The 14,975-nt window shown below is 71.9% G+C and carries 13 protein-coding genes and 1 pseudogene; 5 read left to right on the top strand and 9 right to left on the bottom strand.

Annotated features, from left to right (window positions below; translation table 11 throughout):
- Positions 1-182: pseudogene (locus AC1DXK_RS27030) on the bottom strand (uracil-DNA glycosylase); the annotation flags it as partial.
- A gap of 245 nt (positions 183-427) precedes the next feature.
- Here AC1DXK_RS27030 and AC1DXK_RS27025 point away from each other — a divergent pair.
- The 3 genes from AC1DXK_RS27025 to AC1DXK_RS27015 all read left to right on the top strand — a co-directional run bounded on the left by AC1DXK_RS27025 (position 428) and on the right by AC1DXK_RS27015 (position 6,140).
- Positions 428-2,101 carry an electron transfer flavoprotein-ubiquinone oxidoreductase gene (locus AC1DXK_RS27025; RefSeq protein WP_457108516.1) on the top strand — a complete coding sequence of 558 codons (1,674 nt, stop codon included), beginning with the start codon at positions 428-430 and terminating at the stop codon, positions 2,099-2,101.
- A gap of 154 nt (positions 2,102-2,255) precedes the next feature.
- Complete coding sequence (locus AC1DXK_RS27020) at positions 2,256-4,124, top strand: tetratricopeptide repeat protein (protein WP_457108515.1); 1,869 nt, start codon at positions 2,256-2,258, stop codon at positions 4,122-4,124.
- 342 nt (positions 4,125-4,466) lie between these two features.
- Positions 4,467-6,140: a formate--tetrahydrofolate ligase gene (locus AC1DXK_RS27015; RefSeq protein ID WP_457108514.1), complete on the top strand. Its 1,674-nt coding sequence runs from the start codon at positions 4,467-4,469 to the stop codon at positions 6,138-6,140.
- Between the two features lie 176 nt (positions 6,141-6,316).
- Here the strand turns inward: AC1DXK_RS27015 and AC1DXK_RS27010 are convergent, their stop codons facing one another.
- Entirely contained in the window at positions 6,317-7,684 is a 1,368-nt protein-coding gene (locus AC1DXK_RS27010) for an 8-oxoguanine deaminase (RefSeq protein WP_457108513.1), read from the bottom strand.
- A 179-nt stretch (positions 7,685-7,863) separates the two neighbouring features.
- Here AC1DXK_RS27010 and AC1DXK_RS27005 point away from each other — a divergent pair, with 179 nt between their 5' ends.
- Positions 7,864-8,418: a MarR family winged helix-turn-helix transcriptional regulator gene (locus AC1DXK_RS27005; RefSeq protein ID WP_457108512.1), complete on the top strand. Its 555-nt coding sequence runs from the start codon at positions 7,864-7,866 to the stop codon at positions 8,416-8,418.
- Positions 8,415-9,122 carry a response regulator gene (locus AC1DXK_RS27000; protein ID WP_457108511.1) on the top strand — a complete coding sequence of 236 codons (708 nt, stop codon included), beginning with the start codon at positions 8,415-8,417 and terminating at the stop codon, positions 9,120-9,122. Before AC1DXK_RS27005 ends, AC1DXK_RS27000 begins: the two co-directional genes overlap by 4 nt.
- A 16-nt stretch (positions 9,123-9,138) precedes the next feature.
- On the opposite strand, the gene AC1DXK_RS26995 is transcribed toward AC1DXK_RS27000, so the two are convergent.
- From AC1DXK_RS26995 to AC1DXK_RS26965, 7 genes are all read right to left on the bottom strand, one after another.
- Positions 9,139-9,375 (bottom strand): hypothetical protein, encoded by a 237-nt coding sequence (locus AC1DXK_RS26995; protein WP_457108510.1) that lies wholly within the window; start codon positions 9,373-9,375, stop codon positions 9,139-9,141.
- Positions 9,376-9,477: 102 nt separating this feature from the next.
- Positions 9,478-10,302: a 2-keto-4-pentenoate hydratase gene (locus AC1DXK_RS26990; RefSeq protein ID WP_457108509.1), complete on the bottom strand. Its 825-nt coding sequence runs from the start codon at positions 10,300-10,302 to the stop codon at positions 9,478-9,480.
- 73 nt (positions 10,303-10,375) lie between these two features.
- Complete coding sequence (locus AC1DXK_RS26985) at positions 10,376-11,260, bottom strand: TIGR01459 family HAD-type hydrolase (protein WP_457108508.1); 885 nt, start codon at positions 11,258-11,260, stop codon at positions 10,376-10,378.
- Positions 11,261-11,389: 129 nt separating this feature from the next.
- The gene (locus AC1DXK_RS26980) at positions 11,390-12,607 is read right to left on the bottom strand and encodes an extracellular catalytic domain type 1 short-chain-length polyhydroxyalkanoate depolymerase (protein WP_457108507.1); all 1,218 of its coding nucleotides are present in this window, start codon (positions 12,605-12,607) and stop codon (positions 11,390-11,392) included.
- Positions 12,608-12,781: 174 nt separating this feature from the next.
- Positions 12,782-13,504 carry a DNA polymerase III subunit epsilon gene (gene dnaQ, locus AC1DXK_RS26975; protein WP_457108506.1) on the bottom strand — a complete coding sequence of 241 codons (723 nt, stop codon included), beginning with the start codon at positions 13,502-13,504 and terminating at the stop codon, positions 12,782-12,784.
- A gap of 404 nt (positions 13,505-13,908) precedes the next feature.
- The gene (gene coaE, locus AC1DXK_RS26970) at positions 13,909-14,544 is read right to left on the bottom strand and encodes a dephospho-CoA kinase (RefSeq protein WP_457108505.1); all 636 of its coding nucleotides are present in this window, start codon (positions 14,542-14,544) and stop codon (positions 13,909-13,911) included.
- Positions 14,541-14,975, bottom strand: a 435-nt coding sequence (locus AC1DXK_RS26965; RefSeq protein WP_477299477.1) for a shikimate dehydrogenase family protein, incomplete at its 5' end; no start/stop codon positions are given. The genes coaE and AC1DXK_RS26965, both read right to left, overlap by 4 nt.

Genomic DNA, 14,975 nt, shown 5'->3' with positions numbered 1-14,975 from the left:
GCGGTGCGGGGGGCGGCGGCCCGGCGCGACGCGCGCAGGGTCGGCGCGGGCGCGTCCGCCTCGCCAAACCGGTCATGGGGCCGCTCGTCCAGAACCGCGTCGGCACCGGCCTCCACGTGGAAGTCGAGATAGGCGATCAGGTCGGCTTGCGCGTCTGGAGGGCTCGGCATGTGGTTCAGCATGTGGGGCCGGCGACGCCTGTGGACAACGCCTGAAAACACGCCCGCCGGCAAAGGCTTGCGTGACCGAACGGCACGGGACGGGCCATTCTTCCGCGCCCGCGCACCGCGTCCATGCGGCGGAGGGAACTTTGCCGCGGGGCTGGGCGTCGGCAGCTTGCCTTTCTAGCTTGGAATCGCTTGAGACGGCAGCAGGGATGCCGGCCCGTCGACGCATCGGGGCCGGAACAAGAAAAGGAGAGGCGAGGATGGCGCTGCCCGAACGCGAGAGCATGGATTTCGACGTGGTCGTGGTGGGCGCGGGTCCGGCGGGGCTCGCCACCGCGATCCGCCTGAAGCAGCGCGCCGCCGAGATCGGCGAGGAGATCTCGGTCGTCGTCGTCGAGAAGGGCTCGGAGGTCGGTGCCCACATCCTGTCGGGGGCGGTGATCGACCCGATCGGCCTCGACCGGCTGCTCCCCGAGTGGCGCACCGACCCGGAGCGGCCGCTGAAGACCGAGGTCCAGCGCGACGAGTTCATGATGCTCACCAAGAACAGCGGCATCACCCTGCCGAACCTGTTCTTCCCCAAGCTCATGTCGAACCACGGCAACTTCGTCGGCTCGCTCTCGAACACCTGCAAGTATCTGGGCGCCCAGGCCGAGGCGCTCGGCGTCGAGATCTATCCGGGCTTCCCGGCTTCCGAGGTGCTGTTCGACGACAACGGCGCCGTGGCGGGCATCGCCACGGGCGATCTCGGCATCGGCAAGTCCGGCGAGCCGCGCGACGACTACACCCGCGGCATGGAATTGCGGGGCAAGTACACGGTGTTCGGCGAGGGCGCCCGGGGCAACCTCACCAAGGGGCTGATCCGGCGCTTCGAACTCAACCGGTACAGCGACCACTTCAAGTACGGGCTCGGCGTGAAGGAGCTGTGGCAGCTCGCGCCCGGCAAGTTCGAGCCCGGTCTCGTGCAGCACACGATGGGCTGGCCCCTGCCCAACAAGGCCGGCGGCGGCTCGTGGCTCTACCATTTCGACGACCATCTGCTCTCGGTCGGCTTCGTCACGCACCTGAACTACGAGAACCCGACCCTGTCGCCGTTCGAGGAGTTCCAGCGCTTCAAGACCCACCCGATGATCGCCGAGACCTTCGAGGGCGCCAAGCGCATCGGCTACGGGGCGCGGGCCATCATGGAGGGCGGCTGGCAGTCCGTGCCGAAGCTCGTCTTCCCGGGCGGGTGCCTCGTCGGCTGCTCGGCGGGCTTCGTGAACGTGCCGCGGATCAAGGGCTCGCACAACGCGATCCTGTCCGGGATGCAGGCGGCCGACGCCATCGCGGACGCCCTGAAGGCGGGCCGCGCGGGCGACGAGCTCGCCGCCTACGAGGCCGGCTGGCGCGACAGCCCGATCGGGCAGGACCTGAAGGCCGTGCGCAACGTCAAGCCGCTCTGGTCGAAATACGGCACGCTGGTCGGCGTCGGGCTCGGCGGGATCGACATGTGGGCGACCAGCATTCTGGGTGCCTCGCCGTTCGGCACGCTCAAGCACGGCAAGCCCGATCATGCCTGCCTCAAGCCCCTCGCGGAGGTGACGCCGATCGTCTACCCGAAGCCCGACGGCAAGCTGACCTTCGACCGGCTCTCCTCGGTCTACCTGTCGAACACCAACCACGAGGAGGACCAGCCGCCCCACCTGAAGGTCCGTGACCCGGAGCTGCAGAAGCGCTCCGAGCACGACGTCTACGGCGGACCCTCGGGCCGCTACTGCCCGGCGGGCGTCTACGAGTGGGTGGAGGATTCCGCCGCCAGCGACGGGGTGCGCTACCAGATCAACGCGCAGAACTGCGTCCACTGCAAGACCTGCGACATCAAGGATCCGAACCAGAACATCGACTGGGTGACGCCGGAGGGTCCGGGCGGGCCGAACTACCCGAACATGTGAGGCGCCCGGGGCGGGCGGGGATGGCGGGGCGCCATCCTTTCGCCTTGCGGGGCTGGCGGGATGGGTTCAGTGTCCCCAGCGTTTTTTCGGGGATAACCCGCCATTCTCGCGCCCGGCCCCCGATGGCCCGGCGCCCAGGAGCCGCGATCGGTTCATGAAGACAACACGCGCACGCCGGAGCGTCTCGGCGCTCGCCCTGCTGCTCGCTGCCGGGCTTCCGCAGACCGTTCTGGCCGCGCAGCCGAAGGAATCGACTCCGGTGCTCGACTACGAGCCCGCGGATTCGCTGGAGGGCAACTTCCTCTCCGCCTACATCGCGGGCGCGTCCCGGGACACCGCCGCGGCGGCGACCTACTACCGCGAGGCCGTGAAGGCCGACCCGCGCAACGCCGAGCTGGTCGAGCGCGCCTTCATCTCGCTGCTCGCCGACGGCGCCCTGCCGGACGCGTTCCGCACGGCCGAGAAGCTCATCGCCCGCGATCCGACCAACGGGCTGGCCAACCTCACCCTCGGGGTGCGCCAGATCAAGGCCGGCCAGTGGGCCGCCGCCCGCCAGAATTTCTCGCGCAGCGGCCGGGGCGCGGCGACCGACCTCACTGCCACGCTGCTCACCGCCTGGTCGTACGCAGGCGCGGGCGACGGCAAGAAGGCCCTCGAGACGGTCAACAAGCTCCGGGGCGAGCGCTACTACAACACCTTCCGCGACTACCATGCCGGCCTGATCGCCTCGGTGACCGGCGACAACGCCGAGGCCGAGCGGCGCCTCAAGGCCGCCTACGAGGCCGACCGCAACACCCTGCGCATCGTCGACGCCTACGCCCGGATGGAGGCGAGCCTCGGCCGCACCGACCTGGCGATCCAGGCCTATTCCGACTTCGACCAGCTCTCGCCGCGCCATCCGCTGGTGCGCGACGCCCTCGACAAGCTCAAGGACGGCAAGCCGCTCACCCGCCTGATCGGCACCGCCCAGGAGGGCGCCGCCGAGGTGCTGTACGGGTTGGGTTCGGCGGGCTCGACGCAGGGCGACGAGCTGCCCGCGGTGATCTACCTGCGACTGGCGCTCTACCTCGCCCCCGACCACGCGCTGGCCCGGCTGACGCTCGCCGACACGCTGGACCGGATGAAGCAGCCCGAGCGCGCCAACGAGGCCTACGCGCAGATCCCCGCCACCTCGCCGCTCAAGCTCAACGCCGACATCCAGGTCGGCCTGAACTTGGAGCAGATGGGCAAGAGCGACGAGGCGCTGGCGCATCTCGACGCCGCCATGAAGGCGCACCCGGACGACATCGACGTGATCACCGCGCTCGGCAACGTCCAGCGCGCCCGCAAGAAGTACGAGGAGGCCGCGGCCACCTACACCCGCGCCATCGACCTGATCGGCGACCGGCCGCAGTCCAATTACTGGACGACCTACTACTTCCGCGGCACCGCCTACGAGCGCGCCAAGCAATGGCCGAAGGCCGAGGCCGACCTCAAGAAGGCCCTGTCCCTGGTGCCGGCCAACCAGCCGGCCGCCAAGGCCCAAGTGATGAACTATCTCGGCTATTCCTGGGTCGACCAGAACACCAACATCGACGAGGCGTTCAAGCTGCTGCAGCAGGCCGCCGACGCGAGCCCCCGGGACGGCATGATCGTCGACAGCCTCGGCTGGGCCTATTTCCGCCTCGGCCGCTGGGACGACGCGGTGCGCGAGCTGGAGAAGGCCGTCGAGCTGAAGCCGGGCGATCCGACCATCAACGACCACCTGGGCGACGCCTACTGGCGCTCGGGCCGGCGGCTCGAGGGCAAGTTCCAGTGGCAGCACGCCAAGGACCTGAACCCCGAGCCGGACGACCTCGCGCAGATCAACGCGAAGCTGAAGGATGGGCTGCCGGAGACCGAGAAGCCCACCGCCACGGCCGAGACCGTGCCGGCCCCGGTCGCCGCTCCCCACAATGCCGACAACCCGGAGCTGCCCAAGGGCGCGCCGCAGCCCCACGAGGCGCCGGGCGCCGCAGACAAGGCCAAGAAGTCGGGGGGCTGAGCGCGCCCGATCCCATCCACAATCCTCATCCTGAGGTGCGGCGCAGCCGCCTCGAAGGAGGCCTCCAGGGATCGCTATGGCCTCTGGCGGCTTCCTTCGAGGTCTGCGCTGCGCTCCGGCACCTCAGGATGAGGGGGTGGGATGGAAGCCATCCCCGGGCACTCTTCAACCGGCCTACCGAAAACTTGTTTTTGTCCGCCACCTCATAAAAATCGACGCGCTTTTCCCAACCGTTTGACGCACAGTGCGCAGCCGTTCGCGGGCGGTCGCCCGCACGGCAGGACATCCGCACGGCAAGAGCCGGCGGCGGGCAGGGTGCCCGCGAGTCAGGGAGGAACGCCCATGCCGTCAGATATCGAGATCGCCCGCGCCGCGACCCTGAAGCCGATCGCGCAGGTCGCCGAGACGCTCGGCATCCCGGATGACGCGCTCCACCATTACGGCAAGCACATCGCCAAGATCGACCACGGCTACATCGCCGGGCTGGAGAGCCGGACGCCCGGCAAGCTCGTGCTGGTCACCGCGATCTCCCCGACGCCGGCCGGCGAGGGCAAGACCACCACCACGGTGGGCCTGGGCGATGCGCTCAACCGCATCGGCGAAAAGACCATGATCTGCCTGCGCGAGCCGTCCCTCGGGCCGTGCTTCGGCATGAAGGGCGGGGCGGCCGGCGGCGGCAAGGCGCAGGTCGTGCCGATGGAGCAGATCAACCTGCACTTCACCGGCGACTTCCACGCCATCACGGCGGCCCACAGCCTCGCGGCCGCGCTGATCGACAACCACGTCTACTGGGCGAACGAGCTCAACATCGACGTCCGCCGCATCCACTGGCGCCGCGTCGTCGACATGAACGACCGGGCGCTGCGCCAGATCAACCAGTCGCTGGGCGGCGTCGCCAACGGCTTCCCCCGCGAGGACGGGTTCGACATCACGGTCGCCTCCGAGGTGATGGCGGTGTTCTGCCTCGCCAAGGACCTCGCCGACCTGGAGGAGCGCCTCGGCCGGATCGTCATCGCCGAGACCCGCGACCGCAAGCTCGTCACCCTCAAGGACGTGAAGGCCACCGGCGCCATGACGGTGCTGCTCAAGGACGCCCTGCAGCCGAACCTCGTGCAGACGCTCGAGGGCAACCCGGCGCTGATCCACGGCGGCCCCTTCGCCAACATCGCCCATGGCTGCAATTCGGTGATCGCCACAAGGGCCGGCCTGCGGCTCGCCGACTACACGGTGACGGAGGCCGGCTTCGGCGCCGATCTCGGCGCCGAGAAGTTCCTCGACATCAAGTGCCGTCAGGCGGGCCTGACCCCCTCGGCCGTGGTCGTGGTGGCGACGATCCGCGCCCTCAAGATGCACGGCGGCGTCGACAAGAAGAACCTCGGGGGCGAGAACATCGACGCCCTGGAGAAGGGCTTTGCCAACCTTGCCCGGCACGTCACCAACCTGCGCGGCTTCGGCCTGCCGGTGGTGGTCGGCGTCAACCACTTCTACGCCGACACGGACGCCGAGCATGCCAAGCTCAAGGAACTGTGCCGCGAGCGGCTCGACGTGGAGGCGATCACCTGCCGACACTGGGCCGAGGGCGGGGCCGGCGCCGAGGAACTGGCCCGCGCGGTGGTGAAGCTCAGCCAGGCGGAGCCGGCCCCGATCCGCCACGCCTACGAGACCGAGAGCCGCCTCACCGACAAGATCCGGGCGATCGCCACCAAGCTGTACGGCGCCGCCGACATCCAGATCGAGACCAAGGCCGCCGGAAAGCTCGCCACCTTCGAGAAGGACGGCTACGGCCACCTGCCGATCTGCATGGCCAAGACCCAGTACTCGTTCTCCACCGACCCGACCCTGATGGGCGCCCCTGAGGGCCACATCGTCGGCGTGCGCGACGTCCGGCTCTCGGCCGGTGCCGGCTTCGTGGTGGCGATCTGCGGGGAGATCATGACCATGCCGGGCCTGCCCCGGGTGCCCGCCGCCGACACGATCCGGCTCGACGCCGACGGGCAGATCGACGGGCTGTTCTGAGGATCGCGCGGGGCTCCCTCCATGGGCGGGCTCCGCCGTTCGTCCTTGCGAGCGGAGCGAAGCAACCCAGCGGCGCCACGCTCTCCGAGGTCGTGCCACCCTGGGTCGCTTCGCTGACGCTCGCGATGACGGGGCAGGGCGGGTCAGGGCTCGCCCGGGCGGTGACTGCCCGCCCTCTACATCGCCCCGAACAACTCCACCGCCAGCCGGGAATGCGCCTCGCGCAGCATCCCGGTATCGACACCCAGCGGCTGCCCGTCGATCACCCGCCATCGACCCGCCACCATCACCCGGTCGGCCCGGGTGGCACCGCAGAGGACCAGCGCCGCGAGGGGATCGTGGGCGCCGGAGAAGCGCAGCTCGTCCAGGGTGAACAGGGCGAGGTCCGCCTCGCGGCCCGGCGCGATCCGCCCGATATCGGACCGGCCGAGGCAGGCGGCCGACCCCTCGGTGGCCCAGCGGAGCGCGTCGCGATGGGTCACGGCCTCCGCCCCGTAGGTGAGCCGGTTGATCATCAGGGCGTGGCGCACGCCCTCCATCAGGTTCGAGCTGTCGTTCGAGGCCGAGCCGTCGACCCCGAGGCCTACGGGCGAGCCCGCCGCCTCCAGTTCGCAGGTCCGGCAGCGGCCCGACGCCAGGGTCATGTTCGAGGTCGGGCAGTGACAGACGCCGACCCCCGCCCTGCCGAGCCGGGCCACCTCGGCATCGTTGAAGTGGATGCCGTGGGCGAGCCAGACCCGGTCGTTCAGCCAGCCGACCTCTTCGAGGTAGTCGACGGGCCGGCAACCGAACATCGCCTGGCAGTAGGCGTCCTCGTCGCGCGTCTCGCCGAGATGGGTGTGCAGCCGGCTTCCGTGCCGGGCGGCCAGCGCGGCGCTCTCCCGCATTAGGCGCTTGGTCACCGCGAAGGGCGAGCAGGGGGCGAGGCCGATCTGCACCATCGTCCCGGGGGCCGGGTCGTGGAAGAGGTTCAGCACCCGCTCGCAATCGGCCAGGATCGTGTCGTCGTCCTGCGTCAGGCTTTCGGGGGGCAGGCCGCCCTCCCGGTCGGACAGGCTCATCGAGCCGCGGGTGACCGCCGCCCGGATGCCGAGGCTCCGGGCTTCGTCGACCTGGACGTCCACCGAATCCTCCAGCCCCCTTGGGAACAGGTAGTGGTGGTCGCCCGCCGTGGTGCAGCCCGAGAGCAGCAACTCGGTGAAGGCCACCCGGGTGGCAAGGCGGAACGCCTCCGGGGTGATCCGCCCCCAGACCGTGTAGAGCGCCTTCAGCCAGGGAAAGAGCGGCTTGTTGATCGCCAGCGGATGGGCACGGGTCAGCGTCTGGAAGGCGTGGTGGTGGGTATTGATCAGTCCGGGAATGACCACGTGGCGCGTGGCGTCGAAGGTCTCGTCCACCGGAGCGGTCGGCCTTGCGCCCGCCGGCACGTGCTCGACGATCCGGGTGCCCGCGACGACGATCCCGCCGCCGGCCCCCTCGGCCAGGATGGCGCGGGGATCGCGGATCCAGAGGCGGCGCAGGTCCGGTTCGGCGGCCTCGGCCATGGTCACGTCTCCTCCCGTCGCCCGACCGGCCCTGCGTAGCGGAGGGGCAGGATCGGCGGCAACCCGGGACGAAACCGCCGCGGCGCCGCGCCGGACCCGCCGGCCAGGGTTGACGGGCCGGAGCCTGCTTGAGAAACGTCACGGGGACTGACCTATCACCCGTTGGGAGCGGCCGCGCCGTGACACGGACAGCCCCGCGCGAGGCGAACCTCGCGGCCAACCCCGTTCCGGGCGCCGCGCCGGCCGCCCTCGGCAGCGACGACCTGATCGAATTGCTGTTCTTCGCCTACCGCGACTTCGTGGGCGATCCCGACCGGATCCTAGCCGCCTACGGCTTCGGCCGGGCTCACCATCGGGTGTTGCACTTCGTCGACCGCTACCCGGGCCTGACCATCGCCGAACTCCTCGACATCCTGCGCATCACCAAGCAGAGCCTGAACCGGGTGCTCAAGGACCTGATCGGGCAGGGCTACGTGGCGCAGAGGCCCGGATCCAGCGACCGGCGCCAGCGCCTCCTGTACTGCACCCCGTCGGGCGCCGAACTCGCGGCCGACCTCACCCGCGTCCAGGCCCGCCGCCTCGCCCGGGCGCTCGCGGCGCCGGACGCCCGGGGGTCCCCGGAGGACTTCCTGATGGCGATGATCGAGCCGGAGGACCGCCCGGCAGTCCAGCGCCTGATGGCCCGGCGCGGCGGGGAGCCCGAGGGGCGCATGCGGGATGGGGAGGGCGCGTGAGCACCGCCACCCGGGCCGACCTGCCCGACGAGGCACCGCATGTCCTGGTGGTCGACGACGACCGCCGCCTGCGCGAACTGCTCGCCCGCTACCTCACCGACCAGGGGTTCCGGGTCACCGCCGCGGCCAGCGCCGCGGAGGCCCGGGCGCGCGCCCAGAGCGTGGTGTTCGACGCGATGGTGCTCGACGTGATGATGCCCGGCGAGAACGGCTTCGACTACGCCCGCAGCGTGCGCGAGACCTCGCGGGTGCCGATCCTGATGCTCACCGCCCGCTCCAATCCCAACGACCGGGTGATGGGCCTGGAGATCGGCGCGGACGATTACCTGCCGAAGCCCTTCGAGCCGCGGGAGCTGACGCTGCGGCTCAACAACATCATCAAGCGCAGCGTGCGGCCCCGCGCGGCGGCCGCCGAGGCGGTGACCTTCGGGCCGTTCGCGTTCCGCGTCGACCGGGGCGAGCTGCGCCGGGACGACGAGCTGATCCGCATCACCGAGCGCGAGCGCGAGATCCTGACGATCCTGGCGATGGCGGGCGGCGCCAATGTCGAGCGCGAGCAGCTCGCCGGACCCGGTGGCGCGGCGGCGGAGCGCACCGTCGACGTGCAGATCAACCGCCTGCGCCGCAAGACCGAGGTCGACCCCGCCAACCCGGTCTTCCTGCAGACCGTCCGGGGCGTCGGCTACAGGCTCGCGGTGGATTGAGCCGGAACCGGACGGCTCAGACCACCCGCGGCTCGTCGGGCTTCAGCTTGAGGGCCTTGGCGATCCGGGTGGACAGGCGGCCCACGACGGCGAGGCTGTCCGTCGGGCCGGCGAGCGGCCGGACCGCCGCCAGCGCCTCCTCGGCGCCGGGTTTCATCACCGCATAGACCACGGCGCCCGATGCCGGGTCTGCGCGCTCCGTCGTGACGGAGACGAGGAAGGTCGTGTAGCGTCGCCGCGGGCGTCCAGGCATGTTCCAGCATGTGCCATGTCGGCTAAGCATCACCAATGCCTGAGTCCCGGAGCCGGTCCGGGAAACCGCACGATCCCCGCACGATAACCCGGACGGGACGTTTCAGATCAGCGCAAGGTCGATGCCGGGAAGCGGAAGCCCGTCGAGCCGCAGGCTCCAGACCTGTCCGGACGCCACCGGAAGCGCGTCCGTCAGGGTCCCGGTCGTGACGACCGCGCCCGCCGCCAGCCGCGGTCCGGCTGGATCGTTAGCCAGCGCATCGACGAGGTGGGAGAGGGCGGCCAGCGGCCCCGCGCCGAGGACGTTCCGGCCGCCGCCCCGGTCGGCGACGGCGCCGTCCCGCAGCAGCGCGACCGAAAATTCCGCGAGGCGGCCGATCCAGGGCTGCCGGTCCGCCGGGGGGATCCGCACCCGCTCGCCGACCACCAGCAGCCCGTGCAGCCCGAACGCCGCGACCGTGTCGGGGGCGGCGAAGCGCCAGCCGGGGAACAAGGACTGCACGATCTCGAAGCCGCACGCCGCCCAGTCGACGCAGTCGATCAGCGCCATCGCGTCCATGCCGGGCTCCGGCGCGCGCGCCAGCCCGAAGACGATCTCCGGCTCGATCCGGGGCTCCACGAAAGCCGCGAGGGCGACCGGTCCCGGCAGCGTGGCCCGGTCGCGCAGGGTCGTGTCGTAGACATGGCCCCAGATCGGCGCCCGGACGCCGTACCGGTCCCACAACGTCGTGTTGGTGAAGCCGATCTTGTAGCCGACCGTCCGCTCGCCGCGCCCCGCGCGCAGGCGCCGCACCGCTTCGGCCACCCGGTAGGCCGCCGCCAGGTCGAGCCCGGGATCCCAGGCGGTCAGCGGCGCGATCTGGCGGCGATGCTCGTGCGCGGCCAGAATCGTGCGGGCGTGGGTGGCGGCGGGGATGGGCTCGCTCATCGCCGAACCGTAGCATGCCGGCACGGGCACGGGCACGGGCACGGCGATGCGGGCCGCCCCCGCGGCGCGGTGGTCAGGCCTGCCAGACCAGACGCTCGATCACCGCGTCCGGGTGCACCGCCTGCCGGCCGAGCCAGTCCGCCACGTCGCCCAGGCGGTGATGCGCGGCGGTGACGCCGAGTTCCTCGGCGTGGATGCCCCGGGCCACCAGCAGGCTCGCGATGCCGAAGCCCCGCGCGCCGGCGATGTCGGTGCGGATCGCGTCGCCGATCGCCAGGACCCGGCCGGCATCCACTGGGGCGCCGGTGAGCGCCGCCCCCTTGGCGAGGGCCGCTTCGTAGACCGGACGGTGCGGCTTGCCGGCATAGACCACGGCGCCGCCGATCTCGGCATAGGCCGCCGCGATCAGGCCCGCGCAGGGGATCAGCCGGTTGCCGCTCTCCACCACGAGGTCGGGATTGGCGCAGATCATCGTGAGCCGGCGGGCGGCGAGGCGTTCGAGTTCCGGCCGGTAATCGTCCGCGGTCTCGCTGCGGTCGTCGAACAGGCCGGTGCAGACGACGAGGTCGGCCTCCGCCTCCGGAACGAGGCTGAGATCGAGTCCCTGGAAGATGCCGAGGTCGCGCTCCGGCCCGAGATGCCGGATCCGGGCGCCGGGGCGCTGGGCGATCAGGGCGTGGGTGAGATCACCGGAGGTCAGGATCGCGTCGTAGGCCTCCCGCGGCACGCCGAACCGGTCGAGGATGCGTCCGACCCCGTCGCCCGGCCGCGGGGCGTTGGAGACGAGGACGACCCGCCGCGGCCGCGCCCCCGGAAGGCCGCGGAAGCGGATCAGGGCCTCGCCGGCGGCCCCGTGGGCCGACTGGCCGTCGTGCAGCACGCCCCAGACGTCGCAGAGGATCAGGTCGTACCGGTCGGCGATCTCGGCGAGGCCGTCGAGGGTCGGGATGGCGGTCATGGTCGGTCCGTCACAATCCTGGTTTCAAAAGGTCCGGGACCTTTTGCGGGTGCAGGGCAGAGCCCTGCAAGCGGGCGAGGCCCGGTCCGGCCGGGCGGCCCGCCGCAGAGCAAGTCCTCTGGAATGCCCTCAAGGCCGCCGCGAGCCCAGCCGGTGCTCGGCGAAGAAATCGAGCATCGCCCGGGAGGCGTCGGGTCCCTCGCGATCCGTGTAGCTGCCCTCGGGGTGGCCACCGGACCAGGCGTGGCCAGCGCCGCGCACCCGCCAATCCTCGACGACGACCCGGCCGGCTTCGTCCCGGTAGCGGGTGCGGGTGAAGGGATGGCCACGGCCCTCGAAGGTTTCGGACCGGGCCATCAGACCGGCGATGTTGGCCTGGGCGAGCACTTGGTCGGCGTTGCGCACGCTCACCGTGCCGTCGTCCTCGCCGTGGACGATGATCGTCGGCACGCGCACCGCCATCGCGGGAGCGCCGAAGGGCGTCGCGGTGCCGAGGCCCGGCGCTCCGACCTGCATGGCCATCAGCGCCGAGCCGAGATCCCTGGCGCAGCCCGCGGCGAGGCCCGAATGCACGCCCACGGCGGCGAAGAGGTCCGGATAGGCGCGGGCGATGTTCAGGGCGGCGGCGCCCCCCGCCGACAGGCCGGCGATGTAGACCCGGGCCGGGTCGACGGGGTGGGCGGCCATCACGGCGCGGGTGAGTCCCGCGATGATCGCCGGCTCGCCCGACCCGCGGATCTGGTCCCGGGGCTCGTACCAGTTCCAGCAGCGCTGGGCATGGGCTTGGCGGCTCTGGGCCGGGTAGGCCACGAACACGCCGGCGCGCTCGGCCAGGGTGTTCATGCCGGTGCCGGCGGCGAAATCGTCCGGGTTCTGCGTACAGCCGTGCAGCATCACGATCAGCGGCGCCGCGGCGTCCGGATGGCTCGGGATGTACAGCTTGTACTCGCGGGTGCCGGCGGGCTCGGCATGGGTCAGGGATACGAAACGGCCCCCGCCCGTCCCCGTCCCGGCGGCGGGCGGCGACGGCGACTGCCGCAGCGGGTTGCCCAGGCCCTTCAGCACCGGCGCGAGGCCGCGCACGACCTGATCCACCACCGCGCGCATCCGCAACCCGGACTCCGGGACCGGGTTCCGATGCGCCTCGGGGCGCCCGTCGCGGGGGTCGGTGTCCTGCGGGACGACGGGGGTCGCCTTCTGGCCACCGAGGCTGCGCTGGATCAGGGCGGTCGCCTCGTCGAGCCGGCCGAGGCCGGTGAGCCGCGTGGCTTCGATCAGGTCGGCGAATGGCGTCGAAACGGGCTTGTCGCCGCGCTCTCCGTCGCGGCTGCCGAAATCCTCGGTCATGCGTGCGCGCCTCACTGCCTCAGCATCTCCGTCACGGCCGGGACCCACGCGCCTGTGCCACCGCAGAGGCGATCCCTCACCATCCCGCGAGATGGTGCGCCGACGGCGTATGGTGCATTGCAATAAACGCCCCTGTGCGATGCGGCAACAACCGCTGCCGGGGCAGGGCGGGGATCAGGCGGGCTCGTCCGCCCCGATGTACTCGGCCCAGATCGCGGCGGGACCGAGGCTCGCCCGGAAGCCGTCGTGGCGGGCACGCTCGGCCTCGGTGAGGCGGCTCCGGTAGGGGCGGGGTGCCGCCGGGGTCGCGGCCTGGGCGAGCGCTCCGGGCGGCGGGGCGGCGCTCGCCGCGTCCAGGAGGCCGAGGCTGGTCTGCTTGCCGCCGAGCAGCTCGACATAGACCTCGGCCAGGATCTGCGCGTCGAGGAGCGCCCCGTGCTTGGTGCGCCGGGTGTTGTCGATGCCGTAGCGGTTGCAGAGGGCGTCGAGGTTGTTGGCCGCGCCCGGGTGCTTGCGCCGGGCCATCGGCAGGGTGTCGACCACGTCCTCCAGCCGGATCGGCGGCGGGGCGCCGGCCCCGAGCCGGGCGTATTCCATGTTGAGGAAGCCGACGTCGAAGGGCGCGTTGTGGATGACGAGGCGCCCGTCGGCCAGGAAGGCCAGCAGTTCGCCGACGATCTCGGCGAAGGGCGGCTTGTCGGACAGGAACGCGTCCGACAGGCCGTGGACGTTGAACGCGCCTTCGGACACGGCCCGCTGCGGGTTGCAGTAACGGTGGAAGGTCCGGCCGGTGGGGATGTGGTTCAGGAGTTCCACCGCGCCGATCTCGATCAGCCGGTCGCCTCCCTTCGCTTCCGTGCCGGTGGTCTCGGTATCGAGGACGATCTCGCGCAGCATGGGTCTCGCGGCTCGCTGGTGGGGGCTGACCCTAACCCGATAGGCCGGCGCGGTTAACCGGCCCTGCGCGGCCGTTCACCGGGACGTGTTGCGGTAGACGCAATCGCGACCCCGATCCTCGTAGCCGGCGGGGCAGGCCGCGACGCAGGCGCCGGCCCGGGTCCGAGCAGGGCGAGGGCGAGGCACGCGAGCCGGACGGCAGGCCGTCCGGGCGTCAATCCGGTTCGCCGCCAGGCCGTCTCCGGCCGCCGGTTCGGTCTCGTCCTCCGCATGGCGCACGGCCTCCCATCGGCGAGATGCCCGCCACCGGTGATACACGGTGTTGCCCGGATGCCCCATGGATCGGCCCCCGGCATGGCGTCTCCCTCCTGCACAGGGTCTCGGGCCGGCGCGCGTGTCGACGCTCAGCCGTCCGGGCAGGACGGCGCACGGCCCTGCGTGAGCCGGGCGACGATCCGGGCCACCTCGGCCTCGGCGGCCGGAAACCCCCGGCTCGTGTCGATGACGAAATCCGCCCGCACCCGCTTCTCGGCATCGGGCAGCTGCTTGGCCAGGATCGCCGCGAAGGTGGCCTCATTCATGCCGGGGCGGGCGAGCACCCGGGCGCGCTGGATCTCGGGCGGGGCGCTGACCACCGCGACCGCGTCGCAGCGGCCCTCGCCACCGGTCTCGTAGAGGAGGGGAACGTCGAGAACGACCAGGGCGGCGTCCGCGTGCCGGGCCAGGAAATCCGTGCTGGCCGCGCGCACCAGCGGGTGGACGATCCCCTCGAGGGCGGCCATCCGCACGGGCGCGTCGAGCACCGCATCGCGCAGGCGTGCCCGGTCGACGCCGCCCTGCGGATCGAGCACGCCGGGGAAGGCCTTTCCGATCGCCGCCGCGGCCGCGCCGCCGGGTCCGTAGAGGGCGTGGACGGCCGCGTCTGCGTCGTGGACCGGGACGCCCAGCCGCGCGAACATCGCCGCGGTGGCCGACTTGCCCATGCCGATCGAGCCGGTGAGCCCGAGGACGACGGGTCCGGACCCGGCCTTCGGCCTCATGGGGCGAGATCCGCCACGATCCGGTCGCGCAGGGCCGGGGTCACGGTCGGGCGCAGGCCGAACCAGGCCTCGAAGCCCGGCACCGCCTGGTGCAGCAGCATGCCGAGCCCGTCCACCGCCGCGAGACCCCGGCGGCGGGCGGCGGCCAGCAGCGCCGTCTCCAGGGGCGCGTAGACGATGTCGGCCACCGCGGCCTCCGCCGGCAGGGGCGCGAGGTCGAGGTCGAGGGGCGGCTGGCCCTTCATGCCGAGGGACGTGGTGTTGACGAGGAGCCCGGCCTCCCGCAGCGCCGCAGGCAGCGCGTCCCAGGCCAGCGCCGTGCCGATGCCCGGCGCCAGGGCGGCCACCGCCTCGGCCCGGGACAGGGTCCGGTTGGCCACCAGGATGCGCGCCATGCCGCGCTCGGCGAGCCCGACCACGACGGCACGCGC

It is taken from the genome of Methylobacterium sp. P3_A11, from assembly GCF_056403155.1.
The sequence above is the reverse complement of the archived record's forward strand: the minus strand, read 5'-3'. Positions and strand labels throughout refer to the sequence as shown.